Raw genomic sequence first — 14767 nt, forward strand, 5'->3', positions numbered from 1 at the left:
GATGACCTCACTATTAAAATCCAGCCTTCCGCTACCCCATACCCCCAAGCTTCATGGTAAACTCAAAACCGGATATCGTTTTAAAGATAGGCGGGGTTAACTATGAAAAGCAGCTTCAAATGGCAGTGGTGGTTGGTCGCTCTCGGTTTAACGTTGATTGTGGCAGGGGCGCTTTCCGTTAAGTCATTGGTGGATCGGCATGCCGCTGAGGTGCGGGCACGCCAGGCGAGTCATGAACGTGCTGTGGCCAACAGCATCAGCACATCTAAAGCGCAAGCATCCGCGCGGCGGGCATCTTCAAGTAGAAAGCGAAAAGTAGCGGAACAAGCTGAACGGAAACAAGCTTCAGCTGAATTGCCGTCAAATATCGGTCAAGCGCACGTCCCTGCCGCCACCGCCTACGCCTATCCTGTCGCCGAAGTCAAAAAAGAAATGACGGCTCCTTATACCAGCAACATCAAGAACAAAGTAGTTTTCCTAACCTTCGACGATGGCCCGAACACAGTCAATTCGCCGCAGGTTCTGAACATCCTTAATCAAGCAGGCGTTCATGCTACGTTTTTTGTGGTCGGTCGCCAGCTTTCGCCTGAGACGGCCGCAGTGTTGAAGGCGGAATATGATGCCGGCAATAGCATCGGGTTGCACAGCATGACGCACAATTACAATTTGCTTTATCCAGGACGAATCGGCGCCGCTTCGGTCATCGAGAATGAGGCCAAAATGGAGCAAGCAGCAGTGAAGCAAGTATTGGGGCCTGATTTTGAGACACATCTGTGGCGTTATCCCGGTGGTCATTTTAGCTGGAAAGGATTGACGGCCGCTGATACTGGTTTGACCCAGCTGGGGCTTGATTGGGTGGATTGGAATGCGGCGGTGGGTGATGCGTTAAGTCCGGCCCAGGAACCGAAAACGGAAGCGGCGATGTTGCAATACCATTTGCGGTCGTTAGCGGTTTATCCGACCAGTAACGTGCGGGTCGTGTTGATGCATGATGCTATCGGGAAGGATATGACTGTGAAGACGCTGCCGAAGATTATTGATTATTACCGCAGTAACGGGTATGAATTTGGCGTTTTGTCATAATGTTTGGCATTCCGTAAAAAATGTGCACGAAAAAATCAAATCGACCAAAAAGGGCCTCGCCAAGCCGCTTGAAACATTCAAGCAGCAATAGCGAGGCTCTTTTCATATTCGATTTAACTCAGGTGCTTCAGACTTCTTCCTTAACCGCAAACTTAGCCAGCTTACCCTTCTGAACCGGGTTGACAACCGCGGTGATGCGGGTGCCGTCTTCTGTGTAGTCGGTGGCTTTAACGACTGTTTCTTGATTCAGATAGTTGACTAGTTGTCCTTGATCGAAGGGGATCAGGTACGTGTGTTCTTCATCTTGGCCAAATAAGCCGGCTTTGATGAGTTGTGTGAGTGCCTGGAGCGATCGTTTGTCGCGGGCCGAGTAGATGAGGCGTTGGCCGGTGGCTTCCGGATACCGGGTGCCTTCACGTAGATCGGCTTTGTTGTAGGCTTCGATCATCGGGATGTTGTGAATGCCGACTTCCTTGAGCGTTTTCTCGGTGATAGCCATCATTTCCGGATAGTTCTCGTCGGAGTAATCGACAACCTGAATGAGCAGGTCGGCGTTGGCGGCTTCTGCCAAGGTGGCTTTGAAGCTGTCGATTAGGTTATGCGGCAGTTTGGAGACGAAGCCGACTGTGTCGCTGAGCAAGAACTTGCGATTGTCTGGCAAGGTGATTTGCCGCACGCTGGTGTCCAGCGTCGCAAATAGCATGTCCTTTTCAAAAACCTGTTTGTCTTCCGGACGATCAGCGAAGAGTTGCAGGAGTCCGTTCATCGTGGTGCTTTTGCCGGCGTTAGTGTAGCCAACCAGAGCAACGACGGGAATCGCATTGTCTTCGCGTCGGGCGCGGCGAACCTGATCGCCAACGCTGGCTTCTTTGAGTTCCTGACGCAGGTGGCTAATGCGCTTGTTGAGCACTCGGCGATCGAGTTCAAGTTGCGTTTCGCCGGAGCCACGAGTTGCAAAACCGGCACCGCCGCCAACCTGCTGATCGAGGCGGTTGGCACTGGGATGCAGGCGCGGCAAGGCGTATTGCAGTTGGGCAATTTCGACTTGCGTTTTGGCTGCTTTACTACGGGCCCGGTCAGCAAAAATATCGAGAATCAGCTGCGTACGGTCGATGACGTGCAATTTGGTTTGCTTCTCAAGGTTGCGCAGTTGCGACGGCGAGAGTTCATCGTTAATGACCACCGTGGTAGCATCGCAAACATTGGCGAGCTCGCGGATTTCTTCGACTTTGCCGGAGCCAAAATAAGTGGCAGCGACGGCGCGGTCAAGGTTCTGCCGGACCTCACCGACAACCGTATAGTTATCAGCCTTGGCCAATTCGCCAAGTTCGGTCATGGTGTAATCAAAATCGGCTTGCTGACGGGAAATGCCTGCGATCAAAACGTTTTCAGAGGTTACTTCATTGGATATTTGTTCAGTCATAAATTCCTTTCATAGATCCGGGCGTCATCGCCGCGGATCGGTGCTAACGGATCATCAGTCATGGTGCAACCTTGCGTAACCGCATGGCGATTCACCCCTTTCATTTGAATAAGACTAGTGTAACACGCGGTATTTTAGCTGGCGAGCGAATTGCGCTGTGAAAAGTTTTGTTTGCTGTTATACGCGTTGTTCGTTTATTTAAGTGGCGGTGCCAGTACCTGAATATGATCGGCAATCACGGCAAGCTTCAGCGGGGTCTTCGCACTCGGATCGCCATCAACGCGGCTTTGCAGGGTTTTAGGTGCCTGAATCGTGAGCTGTTCAGTCTTAAAATAGGTCATACCCGGCAGTTTCTGAAAGTTGCCGGTGATGAAGTAAGGGATCGCAAGCAGTGAACGCCACCAAGTAAGCTTAGGCGCGATGAAGACATGCAGGTGGCCGTCATCAGGCGTTGCATCCGGAACGGCATTGGTGAAACCACCAACTGAATTGGTCATGGTCACCAGCAGAAACTGAGTGTCCTTCTTCCATTGGTGATGGGCGGTGTCTAGTTGCAACTGCCAGTGCTGGTGTTGTGCCAGAACTTTAAAGCCTTTTAGTAAGTAGATGATGGGACCGAAGTGGCGTTTTTCTTTTTGCGTGACCGACAGCGCCGCATTGGCCAGAACGCCAAGCGTCAGCGTACTGACCATGTAGCGGTCATTGACCTGCGCGACGTCGAGCGGCTGGGGTTTGGCTTCGAGGATGTTCTTGATAGCCAGAGGTAATAGTAAGGGGATGTGCAGCACCTTGGCCAGGTTGTTGACGGTTCCTTCTGGCAAAATGCCTAGGATTGGCGGTTGTTGTCGTGGCGCTAGGCCGGCGACAACTTGATTAATCGTGCCATCGCCGCCAACTGCAACGACAACATCCGAGTGGGCCCGGGCAGCAAACTCACGGGCATCATCGGCATTTTTTGTGGGCTTCATCGTGACCAGCCGCTGGCGATCTTCGAGTTTCGCTTTGAGCACTTCTGCCGCTGTTGGGCCTTTGGCGTGACCCGAAGCGGGATTATAAATGATCGTGTAGCTAAGCATAGCAGCCTCCTACTTATCAAGACATGTGACGATTGTTAAAAGAAATGGCATCATCACAAATTAAAAACAATATCGCTCTTTACTATTAATCTTATCACGCCGCGACAGTGATCACCGTGTTGACAGCTGAATCAGTGGACACCATCATGGCAGCGAGCAAGCCTTGCTGCCCCAAATGTCTGACGGGCAAGCAATCAGATTAAAAAACTCCGAAGATACGGAATTGTCTCCGGAGCATGATTTTTTAAAGTTGTTTGAACTTAAAAAGATCGGCAAGCAGTTTTACGCTTCGTCGTCCGGTGTTGCCAACAGTTGATGCCGTCCGTTTGCCGTGACTTTGATCACCACGGCAGCAATGGCCAGATCAACAGCAATAATAATGGCCCACTGAATGACCGGCGTTAAGTGGTTAAGCAAGTTGACATGCATGCCATAGGTTGCAGCTGCGATCAGCCCAACCAGACTAAGCGCCGTGAAGACGAGCCAAGTATTGCGACTGAACGCGAGGCCGCTAACAGTATTGCGCTGCCGCTTAGCAATCCACGGCATCAAGACACCGAGTGCCACCATCCCGATTGGCACCACAATGTTCAGCACCAGCATCAAGGCAAAAGTATCAGCCGTTGCATCGGTCGGGAAGAAGCCGAGGGTGCCGAGCAGAAAAGTAATGCCAAGCATCCAGATGCCGACTACCAGTCCGACTTTACGATTCTTGAGGAACGTATAATCCGGCGTCGGGAAGCGATCCTGATGCAGGCGAACCATCGTGTAGGACCAGAATAGGAAGCAGGTTGACAAGGGACTCACAATGCCATTGAGGTTCAATAACCAGTTGAAAATATCGTTGATTTTCGGCAGCAAAGCGCCTAACGCCATGATTAACGCACAAAGAATCGTTGTCATCCAATAGCCGTTGATCGGCAAGCCGTCTTCGTTCATTTTGGTCAACTGCCGCGGCATGAAGCGTTTGGCAACGTCAGATAGGAAGACGCGCGTAGAAGCATCTAGAATCACCGCCAGTTGGGCGAGCATATAAATGCCTTGAACCACGGCGAAAAGATACATAAGACTGTTGCCGAGACCGAATTGGCGACCGATCGCCTGAAACGCATAGTAAGAACCGTTCATTTTCAAGTCGTTCGGCAGGTGATGGGCGTTGAAGTAGACCCCTAGTGAGAAGGTGCCGAATAAGGTCAGAAACATGGTCATAATGGCAATCATTTTCAGCGCCTTGGGGAAGTCACGCGCGGGATGGCGCATGTCCTTGGTGTACGGCGCAGCGAGTTCCGAACCGTTCATGGCAAAAACGAACAGGCCAAAAGTCGACAGGAAACTCAGCGAGAAGAAGTCTTTGGGGATGAAGGCCTTGAAGTCAAACGGGCGAGTGGCAATCGGGGCGCCTTTGGACAGGCCGATGAAGGTCATCACCACAAACAAAATGGTCATGATGAACATGGCACCGCCGCCAATGGTTGACATAATTTCAAGACTTTTATTTTTGAAGAAGTGCTGGAGCCAGATAAAGATCACGAAGATAACTGCGGTGAGAATGCCGAACCATGCGTTGCCGAGGTTGGCTTGAATATTGCCATTGCCGTTGGTGATCCAGCCAAATGAAATGACGACGGAATTGGCGACGTCCACCACGTAAGGCAGGCCGGTAATCCAGTAGAACCACGCAGCATAGTAGCCAACCGTATCGCCATTGGTCTCGCGCATCCAGCTGGTGATCCCGCCGCCGTGTTCGGAAAAAGTCGATCCCATGTGCGCCACAATCAGGTTGTACGGGATGACATAAAAGAAGGTCATGATGATCCAGCTCGTGAAGGCAACCAAGCCTTGGTTCTGGAAGTTATAGATGATGTCGTCGAACCCGATTACGGTCACAAAATCCATGAGGCCGACAACCATCCAGGGAATATATTGTTTTTGCGGTTTTTCCAAATCGTTCATATTAAAACAAACTCCTTTACTAGGTTGAGTGCTGAACTAACTGCGAACCTAGACCCGGAGCTTTGTTGCGAAATTTTCCCACGACGAACCAACTTTCATAAGTATTTTCATGAATCAATAGTGATTATAGCAAGGATTTAGGGCTTTTTGGTGGAAAAAGTAAAGAAAAGCTAATGGAACTAACAAACCCGTTAGTTTCCAAAGGCCAACTGTTAGCGCATGGACAGGAGAAATCGATTAATAACCACTATTATTAAATTAATCAAGCAAGCGCCGTGACTTGGCGAATGGAGGTTTTATCATGGATAAACAACAACCAATTGTCACCGTTGAAAATGTGACCAAGACTTATGGTAAACGCGGGGAGAAGCAGACACCTGCGTTAAAAGGCGTCAGTTTTGAAGTTGAACCGGGAGAATTTGTCGGCATTATGGGCGCTTCCGGCTCAGGGAAAACCACCCTGTTAAATATTTTGAGTACGCTCGATACCCCGACGTCCGGTTCCGTGCGGATTAAGGGGGATGACGTGACCAAGCTAAAAGGAAACGCACTGTCTGATTTTCGGGCGAAACGCATCGGCTTTATTTTCCAGGACTTCAACTTGCTGGAAAATCTGACTGGGCGGGAAAACATTGCGTTGCCGCTGGCTCTGCAGAACGTGAGCGCCAAGAAGCAGACCAAAGCGGTGGATAAAATTGCGCAGACGTTGGGCATCGAACCGGTGCTGGATCATTACCCGACCGAGCTTTCCGGTGGTCAAAAGCAGCGAGTGGCAGCAGCGCGGGCATTGGTTCAGCAGCCGGATATTCTGTTTGGCGATGAGCCAACGGGAGCGCTCGATTCCACGGCGGCCCGTGAATTGCTGGATACCATGGCCCATCTGAATCAGGATGAAGGCGTGTCGATTTTGCTAGTGACGCATGATCCGTTTTCGGCTAGTTATGCCAGTCGGATTTTGTTTATCAAAGACGGGCAGATCGGTTCTGAACTGAAACATGGTGATAAAAGCCAAGAAGCCTTTTATCAGGAGATTCTTGAGACACTCGGAACATTCCAGAAGTAGGAGGCGAAAACGATGTTGACAAAGCTCGCACTTGGCGGTTTAAAGAACCGTTTTCGGGATTATGCGGTGCTATTTTCTGGCTTGGTAATTGCCAGTGCCGTGTTTTATATGTTTATGGCGTTAGCCACCAACACCAGCTTTTTGACGAAAAATTCTCCGATTAGCGTTACGCCGTTTATCTTCGGGTTCGGTGCTGTTTTACTGGCGATCAATACGTTGGTTTATATCGTGTATGCCAATAGTTTTCTGCTTAGTATGCGGCAGCGCGATTATGCCATGTTTATGATGCTGGGCGCAAAAGGTCGCAAAATCGGCCAGCTGGTGTTTCTTGAAACCGTTGTGATCGGTTTACTCGCTACGATTGCCGGTATTGCGATTGGGATGGTCGGCACGACCTTTATCGGCCAATGGTTAATCAAAACGTTACATGCCCCGGCCACCGGTTTTTCCGCGATCTGGTTGCCGGCGATTTTATGGACGCTGGGCTTCTTTATCGTTTTGTTTGTTTTTTCCGCAATCTACAATGCCAGGAAATTATTGAAAACGCCAATGATGGCACTGTTACATCAAGCCCAGACACCGAATCGGATCAAGCAGCGCAAGACCACTTTCGCCATTCAGATTGTGCTCGGATTGGTGTTGCTGGCGATTGGCTACTACAGCATGGCTAACATTGCCGTTTTTCAGTTAATGGCAATTCCGATAGCGTTAGTAACGATCGTGGCGGGGACGTATTTTCTGTTTAATTCCGTCTTTGTGGCGTTGATTAGTCTCATGAAGCGCAATAAGCCATTCGCAGCTGAGCAATTGCATACCTTCACGTTATCGCAGCTAAGTTTTCGAATTCGCGATTATACCCGGATTTTATCGGTCGTGTCGATTTTGTTTGCGTTGGCGTTAGGTGCGATTACGGTTGGCCTTGGTTTTACCCATGACATTCCAATGTTGGTCAATCAAACGACGGTTTACGATGTGACGGTGACCTCGCCGAATGCCGCAACCCGCGCGGAGGTCAATAAGTTACAAGGTGTGACTGCCAAGCATCAGTACACGCTCAAGTCGGATGCCAAAACGGTTTACGTCAGCAAAGCGGCGATTGATGCGCATCCGCTGGAAATCAAAGCAAATGATAAAGGACTCAATGCGCCTAGCATCAAAGTCAACAGCCGCAATTTCGATCGGGTCATCGAGCGTTACCCAACGGCTTTTGGCGTGTTCACCGGCAATAATCGCGGTAAGCAAATGAAAGTGGCAGACGCTGCGACATTTGCCAAACTCGGCAACGCGCAGACGCTGACGACGATCAAAGTCAAAGATTTTAACCAGAATTATGATACGATTCAAAAAATTGTGACCATGCAGCAACATCAATATCCGCGGCTTGGCAATAGTAACACCGATCAAAAGATTGCCTTCTATGACATTATTAATGGCATGTATTCTGGGCTTGCATTCATGGGCTTCTTCCTGGGCATTGCGTTTTTGGCGATGCTGGCGTCCACGCTCATGTTCAAAATCCTCTCTGGCGCCAACTATGATCAAAGGCGTTATCTCATGCTGCAAAAAATCGGTGCCCGTCCGCAAGCACTGCGCCGTTCCATTCGCCAGGAAATCGGCGCACTGTTTCTGCTGCCGGGATTGGTCGGCATTGTGCACGTCTTATTCGGGCTTCAGATGTTTAAGACCCTGCTAAGTCAACCTTACGCAAATTTGTTAGTTCCGTTTGGCTTGTTCATCGTCTTATACGGTCTCTATTATTTGGCCACTGTCTGGATCTATCAGAGCATTGTCATTAACAAGGATTTGGCGGCTAAAGCTTAAACAGAAAATTATGTCACGGTATAGCTCTTAAAGCATCAAGCAAAATCAGTCCGGTTGCTTCGGGCTGATTTTTATTTTCGCCGAACACCTTTTATGATCATCCGAACCAGCCTCCGTTGACATCATGATATAGCCTCTCGATATGTATATCTGTTCCGTTTTGGCCGTTTTGATGCGTACATTTGGTCTGGTCGAGCGCTTACATTGCTTCGTAAAATAGGAGTTGTAAGAAAGATAAAGAACAAATCAAACCGAGAGTGCTACTGGTTCAGTGCGGTTGGCCGTTTCTGACAAGGGTCGAGACGGATCATCTGTTTATTTGTCACTGTTTTCATAAGCAATCGGGGCGATGACCATAAGGAAAGAAGGAACGTTTTCATGGCAGATTCAAAAAAGGATTTCTTGAATCCCGAATATACGCAGGCGTTTATTGATTCACCATTTGTTCAACAAATGCAAAAGGTGACCTGGAACCTTTATCAACATGGCTGGGACGAGCGTAACGGCGGCAATGTCAGCTATCGGTTGACCGAACAGGAAGTTAGTCAGTATGGTGATGTGCATGAAGTGAAGCGCAACATCCCGATCAAGTTCGATGCCAGCGAATTGGCCGGCCAATACTTCTTGGTAACCGGCACTGGTCGTTACTTCAAGAATGTTAAGGACTTCCCGGAACGTGACACAGGACTTGTTCGCATCGCCGAAGATGGCCACAGTGTTGACTTGTTGTGGGGCTTTTCAGACGGCGGCCAGCCAACCAGTGAGTTCCCGGCACATTTGATGACCCACATCCAGCGGCTCAAGAAGGATCCTAACCAGCGCGTTGTCATGCATTGCCATCCAACCAACACTATTGCCATGACCTTCACGTTGCCATGGAAAGAGAAGCTCTTCAGCCGGATTTTCTGGAAGATGCAGGCTGAATCAATCGTTGTCTTCCCTGAAGGTGTCGGTGTCCTTCCTTACATGACCCCAGGCACAAATGAAATCGGTCAGGCAACTGCTGAAAAAATGGGCACCTACCGCATCGTGCTCTGGCCATTACACGGCATCTTCGGCGCAGGCGACTCCATTGACGAAACCTATGGCCTGATCGAAACCGTTGAAAAGGCCGCAACCATCTACACCGCAATCCAGGCGCAAGGCGGCAAGTTCGTCAACGAGATTACCGATGAGAATCTGGAGCAATTGGCACAGCGCTTTGACTTAACCCCGAATCCGGAATTCATCCACGGCGATTCGTTGATTAAGGAAAAGGAATTGGTACACTAGGTGCAATAAGGGTATATACCAGTTGAATAGTAAAAGACCACGCAAAATTGACGTTGCGTGGTCTTTTTTGATCCTAGTGCCAATGCGGAGCAATCGTAGGCCAGATGGGGCTCAGCTGTGAAATTGTTGTTGGTGGGGCGCTCTTTGCCCCGCCTACAACAAGGCCGAGCTTTGAGACTCAGCCGGGTTTGCTGAGGCTCAAAGTCGTGCCCACAGCGTTCCAGCCCCATCTGGCCGGAGATTGCGGAGTTTGGCACGACAAGGGTGTGATGGGCCTTCAAACATCTCTGAAAGATGAAAGACCATCAAGCTTCAAACTCGTTATAACTCAAGATTTTAATCCCCGTGTCGGTCAGCAAAATCTTGCTAATCGACCCGTTACGCGGCGAATCGGTGACCACGAAGCCGTCATTTTTGCCGAACTTGTCGACAATGCTGCGGATGGTGGTGCCATGGCTGACCATGAGCACCTTGTCGCCTTCCTTGTTTTCGGACCGCAGCTGGCGGAAGCCCTTCATAAGTCGGGTCCAGTAAGTCCGTGCGTCTTCGGCTTCATGGAATGGATCGGCATCGTGCATGAAGTCCTTTGAGGCATCGACGCCATATTGTTCCAGAATTTCCGGATACGTCTTTGCGCCATGCGGAAAGCCGACCATGTACCAGGTTTGACCGGAATCTTCGCCTTCAAAATAGCCGTAAAACTGCTCCCGGAAAAATGGCGTAACCGTTAGCGGAATCTTGCCGGTTACATTCTTGCTTAAAATCAAATCAGCCGTTCGCGTTGCCCGCATCGTGTCACTGCAATAAGCATGGGTAAACGCGACATTGCGCAAAATAATGCCAGTGTTAGTGCCGTCTTTGACCCCGTTTTCGGTCAGTGGTGAATCGCACCAACCTTGCATTTTATTGAAATGATTGAACCATGTTTGGCCGTGACGCACCAGATAAACGGTAATACCCTTCGTAGCCATCCTGCTGCCTCCTCGAAAGTTTACTTCTAAAGATAGTTTAGCATAGAAACGCGGGTAGGTTAGCTTTGAACGGATGCTTATAGGCAAGAAAACGCCCTCAGAAGAACGCGCACTGTGTTATTCTTAATTTATGATTTTGACGCATGATGGGGGTAGTAAAATGGCAACAGGGTTATTAATTGTAAATCTGGGATCGCCGGTTTCGCCAAGTACGCGGGATGTGCGCCGGTATTTGCAGGAATTTTTAAGTGATCAGAATGTCATCACGATGCCTAAAATGTTGTGGCAGCCGATTTTACGCGGCTTTATTCTGCCTTTTCGCAGTTGGCGGTCAGCAACCTTTTATCAGCATGAATGGACCAAAGCCGGATCACCGTTGATTGCTTATACACAGGTGACGCGCGATCGCTTGCGGAAGAAGCTGCCAGACTGGGATGTCCAAATGGCGATGACTTATGGTGGGGAATATCCCATTGGCGAGACGTTGCAAGGCATGGCGGCGCGCGGAGATCATCCGATTGTGGTCATTCCGCTGTTTCCCGAGTATACGCAAAGCACGACGAAGACCATTTTGGACAAAGTGGCAGCATCCGGAGTTAAGACGCTGGTCATTGATCAATTCTATGATCAGCCGGCTTATTTGCAATTGTTGGCGCAACAACTGGACGACGCCTACAGCCAAGATGACTATGACACCGTGATCCTGAGCTACCATGGAATTCCAACATCCATGGTGCGTCATGGCGATCCTTATCAGCAAGCCTGTGAAGCCACGACTGCAGGCGTTAAACGCTATTTAAAGAAAGTACCCCAGGAGAAGGTCGAAATGTGTTACCAGTCCAAATTTGGCCCGGTTCCTTGGTTAAAGCCATATTTGCGCAACCGTTTGATGGCGTTGGCAGCCTTGGGCAAGCGGCGGGTACTTGTGACGACGCCGAGTTTTGTGGCAGATTGTCTGGAGACCCTAGAAGAAAATGACGTTCAAAATTACCAGACATTTCGGGCTAATGGCGGCAAAGTCTTTAAATCAGTGCGTCCGATGAATGGGTGTGCACCGTTTTGTGACATACTGGCATCGCTTGCAAAGGAAAAAGTTGCAGCGGAGGCCCAAAACGATGAAACAAGATGACCGACTGCGGGCGCAACAGGCCAAGCGCAGTCTAGATGACATTAATCGCAGTGTGCAGGTACCGGGCGTTTACGAAACATCTTTTTTCCAAAAGTTTCTGGCTTATAGTGGTCCCGGTGCACTGGTAGCGGTTGGCTACATGGATCCGGGGAACTGGCTGACAGCGTTGGAAGGTGGTAGTAAATACCATGACGCGTTGTTGTCAGTGTTGTTGATGACGATTTTAGTTGCGATGTTTATGCAGAGTCTGTCGATCAAGCTCGGGGTTGTCGCGCGGCTGGATCTGGCGCAGGCGATTGCCGCCTTTGTGCCAAAATGGGCGCGGATTTGCCTGTGGCTAATCAATGAAGCGGCGATGATGGCAACGGATATGACCGGTGTTGTGGGAACCGCGATTGCGCTGAAGTTGCTGTTTGGTCTTCCGTTAATGTGGGGGATGTTACTGACGATTGCCGATGTGCTGGTTGTTTTATTCTTCTTGCGTTTTGGCATTCGGCGCATTGAGCTGATTGTCTTGGTCTCGATTTTGACGGTAGGGATTATTTTTGGCATCGAGGTATTGCGGGCGCATCCGTCAGTCGGCGGGATCGTTGGCGGTTTTGTGCCACGTCCGGAGATTTTAACGAATCACGGGATGCTGGTACTTAGCTTGGGGATTATGGGCGCGACGATTATGCCGCACAATATCTATCTGCATTCCTCGTTGGCACAGAGTCGCAGGTACGATGAACATATTCCGGCGCAGGTGACCGAGGCGCTGCGGTTTGGCAGGTGGGATTCCAATGTGCATCTCGTGGCCGCGTTCTTGATTAATGCGTTGTTGCTGGTGTTGGGTGCAACCTTGTTCTACGGCGTTGGCGGACACGTGACGGCATTTCAAGGTGTTTATAACGGCTTGAAGAATCCGGCCATCGTCGGCAATCTTGCCAGCCCGATCATGAGTACGCTATTTGCTTTTGCCTTATTGATTACCGGATTAATTAGCTCGATTGCCAGCACCTTAGCCGGGCAGATTGTCATGGAAGGCTACCTCAACATTCAGATGCCACTGTGGGAACGGCGCTTGCTGACGCGGGCAGTGACTTTGATTCCCATCATGATCATCGGCTTCATCATGGGCTTTAGCGAGCATAACTTTGAACAGGTGATTGTCTATGCGCAGGTGGCCTTAAGCATTGCGCTGCCGTTTACGCTTTTTCCATTAGTCGCCTTAACCGATCGGCGCGATTTGATGGGGGATCACGTCAATTCACCAGGGATCCGCTGGGTCGGGTATTTGCTGACAGGGGTGATCACGTTGCTCAACCTGCAGCTGATTGTGTCCGTCTTTGTGCCGTGACACAATTAAAAACGCTTGCTGTCCAAGCAGCTTGAATTTTCAAGCTACTGGCAGCAAGCGTTTTTTGCATTTAATGATCGTGAAGCAATTGGCGATAAAATCAGTAACTGCCCTTAATCACGAAAAAGGAACCGCGAATCGTGCCGGCAAGTTTTGATTTTTGGCGGGCAAACTTGAACTTACCGGCGAGTTCATCAGGAACAGCCATGCCCTCACTGAGTTTGAAGCCGACTGCCCGTTTTTTCGGGTCCGTTAATGAATACATGACATTAACAACAAGTCCGTCTTGATAATAGGCTTCGACCCAGCGCATGTCTGGCAATGCCAAGTCGCAGATTTCCAGCGGCTTGGCCGCAAAAGTCAACGCCCGTTCGGCTAAAATCGTTTGCAGCCAAGCAAGACTGTCCGGCTTTTCAGCAATCGGATACGTCACATAAGGCACTTTGAATTTGTTCCAAATGTAGCGCGCTTCATTGGCACGTAAACCAGCCAACGATTGGGCGACAGGCGAACTTTCGAGGCCAGTCGTGCTGACGGTTTTGAAATTAACGGTATAGGCCATCAGGAGGCTCCTTTATATAAAAAGCGGTGCCACAGACGGCAAACCGCTTTTTGATAACTAGTCATTGAAAGTGCCATTTTCAACATCAGAAATGAACTGCTTCAGGTGCTTAAAGTAAACCGGTGCATTGTCGATCATGTGATGGTGACCGCCATTAGGAGTGGTGACCAGACGGGCATGCGGAATGACTTCGGCCATGCGTTGCGCAGCTTTTAGTGGCATGGTTTCGTGTTCGCCAAATGTCAGCAGCGTCGGTACCTTGATGTTGTGGATTTGATCGCTGATGTCCCAGTCCTTCAACTTGCCGGTGACAACGAATTCGTTATCGCCTTGGAAAGCATTATAAACCGGCGTTGCCATGGTGCTGATTAAATGGGAAATAGCAGGCGGCTGCTTGCGATCAACGTACCCTCGGTTGAGGACATCGACATATTTTTGATACTGCGGATCATCCCATTTGCCGGCTTTTTCGATTTTCTTCATGTATTTAACGGCTGAAGGTGGCAATGCCTCTTCGCGAACCAAGTTGATATGCTCCACGTACTCATTGATGTTATCCACCATGGACGAAATGATGGCCCCTTTAAGATGCTGGCCATATTTCAGCGCGTACAATTGGGTCAACGCGCCGCCCCAGCTTTGACCGATTAAGTAAAAATGGTCCAAGCCCAGCTTCTTACGCACTTCTTCGACTTCACCCAAAAAGTAATCCGTGGTGAGGTACTTTTTGGCAATTTCCGGATCGGAATAATCAGGCTGATCCGAATAAAACGATCCGAGCTGATCGTACATATGCACTTGAACACCGAGATCAGCGAGTTCTTCGCCAAAATTCTCCCAGTATTCGTGGGTGCCACCAGGGCCGCCATGCAGGCACAGTAGATGAATATCGCCTTTGCCTTGCGTGTTGGTCCACAGGTGGTAGCCGTTGTCTAAGGTCAGGATCGTTGTTCCTTGTTTCATTTGATCACCTTTTTTTCTTAGAATAATCTCATTGTACCACGTCAGGAAACGAAAGCCTGGTTAAAAATCATAGTTAGGTGGTAAAGAGTATGCGCTTTTATGCTACTTCACA

The 14767-nt window shown here is 49.7% G+C and carries 12 protein-coding genes; 6 read left to right on the plus strand and 6 right to left on the minus strand.

All coding sequences use genetic code 11. From position 1 onward, the window contains the following. The first annotated feature begins 102 nt into the window (after positions 1-102). Entirely contained in the window at positions 103-1083 is a 981-nt protein-coding gene (locus tag LACZS1_RS05885; protein WP_070650144.1) for a polysaccharide deacetylase family protein, read from the plus strand. A gap of 127 nt (positions 1084-1210) precedes the next feature. Here the strand turns inward: LACZS1_RS05885 and hflX are convergent, their stop codons facing one another. The 3 genes from hflX to LACZS1_RS05900 all read right to left on the minus strand — a co-directional run bounded on the left by hflX (position 1211) and on the right by LACZS1_RS05900 (position 5535). After that, positions 1211-2506 carry a GTPase HflX gene (hflX, locus tag LACZS1_RS05890; RefSeq protein WP_070650143.1) on the minus strand — a complete coding sequence of 432 codons (1296 nt, stop codon included), beginning with the start codon at positions 2504-2506 and terminating at the stop codon, positions 1211-1213. A 194-nt stretch (positions 2507-2700) separates the two neighbouring features. Next, a complete protein-coding gene (locus tag LACZS1_RS05895; RefSeq protein ID WP_070650142.1) occupies positions 2701-3582 on the minus strand; it encodes a diacylglycerol/lipid kinase family protein in 882 nt (293 codons plus the stop codon). 282 nt (positions 3583-3864) lie between these two features. Further along, positions 3865-5535, minus strand: a complete 1671-nt coding sequence (locus LACZS1_RS05900; protein ID WP_010491485.1) for an APC family permease — start codon at positions 5533-5535, stop codon at positions 3865-3867. 301 nt (positions 5536-5836) lie between these two features. Between LACZS1_RS05900 and LACZS1_RS05905 the strand changes: the two genes are divergently transcribed. The 3 genes from LACZS1_RS05905 (at position 5837) to rhaD (ending at position 9691) form a co-directional block, all read left to right on the plus strand. Then, positions 5837-6598, plus strand: coding sequence for an ABC transporter ATP-binding protein (locus LACZS1_RS05905; RefSeq protein ID WP_070650141.1), 762 nt, complete (start codon positions 5837-5839; stop codon positions 6596-6598). A 12-nt stretch (positions 6599-6610) separates the two neighbouring features. Further along, positions 6611-8419 (plus strand): FtsX-like permease family protein, encoded by a 1809-nt coding sequence (locus tag LACZS1_RS05910; RefSeq protein WP_306402909.1) that lies wholly within the window; start codon positions 6611-6613, stop codon positions 8417-8419. 378 nt (positions 8420-8797) lie between these two features. Then, entirely contained in the window at positions 8798-9691 is an 894-nt protein-coding gene (gene rhaD, locus LACZS1_RS05915; protein ID WP_070650139.1) for a rhamnulose-1-phosphate aldolase, read from the plus strand. Positions 9692-9996: 305 nt separating this feature from the next. Here the strand turns inward: rhaD and LACZS1_RS05920 are convergent, their stop codons facing one another. After that, positions 9997-10662: a histidine phosphatase family protein gene (locus LACZS1_RS05920; protein WP_010491473.1), complete on the minus strand. Its 666-nt coding sequence runs from the start codon at positions 10660-10662 to the stop codon at positions 9997-9999. 160 nt (positions 10663-10822) lie between these two features. Between LACZS1_RS05920 and hemH the strand changes: the two genes are divergently transcribed. Both hemH and LACZS1_RS05930 read left to right on the plus strand, forming a co-directional pair. After that, a complete protein-coding gene (hemH, locus tag LACZS1_RS05925; RefSeq protein ID WP_070650138.1) occupies positions 10823-11791 on the plus strand; it encodes a ferrochelatase in 969 nt (322 codons plus the stop codon). Beyond that, complete coding sequence (locus LACZS1_RS05930) at positions 11778-13130, plus strand: Nramp family divalent metal transporter (RefSeq protein WP_274804346.1); 1353 nt, start codon at positions 11778-11780, stop codon at positions 13128-13130. The genes hemH and LACZS1_RS05930 overlap by 14 nt, the downstream gene beginning before the upstream one ends. 100 nt (positions 13131-13230) lie before the next feature. Here the strand turns inward: LACZS1_RS05930 and LACZS1_RS05935 are convergent, their stop codons facing one another. Beyond that, entirely contained in the window at positions 13231-13692 is a 462-nt protein-coding gene (locus LACZS1_RS05935) for a DUF8821 family protein (protein WP_010491468.1), read from the minus strand. Positions 13693-13749: 57 nt separating this feature from the next. After that, positions 13750-14655 carry a proline-specific peptidase family protein gene (locus LACZS1_RS05940; protein WP_070650136.1) on the minus strand — a complete coding sequence of 302 codons (906 nt, stop codon included), beginning with the start codon at positions 14653-14655 and terminating at the stop codon, positions 13750-13752. Positions 14656-14767 lie beyond the last annotated feature (112 nt).

It is taken from the genome of Lacticaseibacillus zeae subsp. silagei (assembly GCF_030770335.1).
Lineage (GTDB): Bacteria > Bacillota > Bacilli > Lactobacillales > Lactobacillaceae > Lacticaseibacillus > Lacticaseibacillus zeae.

Coding starts and splice junctions, on each gene's coding strand:
- LACZS1_RS05885 (WP_070650144.1), top strand. CDS start 103: ATGAAAAGCAGCTTCAAATGGCAGTGGTGGTTGGTCGCTCTCGGTTTA.
- hflX (WP_070650143.1), bottom strand. CDS start 2,506: ATGACTGAACAAATATCCAATGAAGTAACCTCTGAAAACGTTTTGATC.
- LACZS1_RS05895 (WP_070650142.1), bottom strand. CDS start 3,582: ATGCTTAGCTACACGATCATTTATAATCCCGCTTCGGGTCACGCCAAA.
- LACZS1_RS05900 (WP_010491485.1), bottom strand. CDS start 5,535: ATGAACGATTTGGAAAAACCGCAAAAACAATATATTCCCTGGATGGTT.
- LACZS1_RS05905 (WP_070650141.1), top strand. CDS start 5,837: ATGGATAAACAACAACCAATTGTCACCGTTGAAAATGTGACCAAGACT.
- LACZS1_RS05910 (WP_306402909.1), top strand. CDS start 6,611: ATGTTGACAAAGCTCGCACTTGGCGGTTTAAAGAACCGTTTTCGGGAT.
- rhaD (WP_070650139.1), top strand. CDS start 8,798: ATGGCAGATTCAAAAAAGGATTTCTTGAATCCCGAATATACGCAGGCG.
- LACZS1_RS05920 (WP_010491473.1), bottom strand. CDS start 10,662: ATGGCTACGAAGGGTATTACCGTTTATCTGGTGCGTCACGGCCAAACA.
- hemH (WP_070650138.1), top strand. CDS start 10,823: ATGGCAACAGGGTTATTAATTGTAAATCTGGGATCGCCGGTTTCGCCA.
- LACZS1_RS05930 (WP_274804346.1), top strand. CDS start 11,778: ATGAAACAAGATGACCGACTGCGGGCGCAACAGGCCAAGCGCAGTCTA.
- LACZS1_RS05935 (WP_010491468.1), bottom strand. CDS start 13,692: ATGGCCTATACCGTTAATTTCAAAACCGTCAGCACGACTGGCCTCGAA.
- LACZS1_RS05940 (WP_070650136.1), bottom strand. CDS start 14,655: ATGAAACAAGGAACAACGATCCTGACCTTAGACAACGGCTACCACCTG.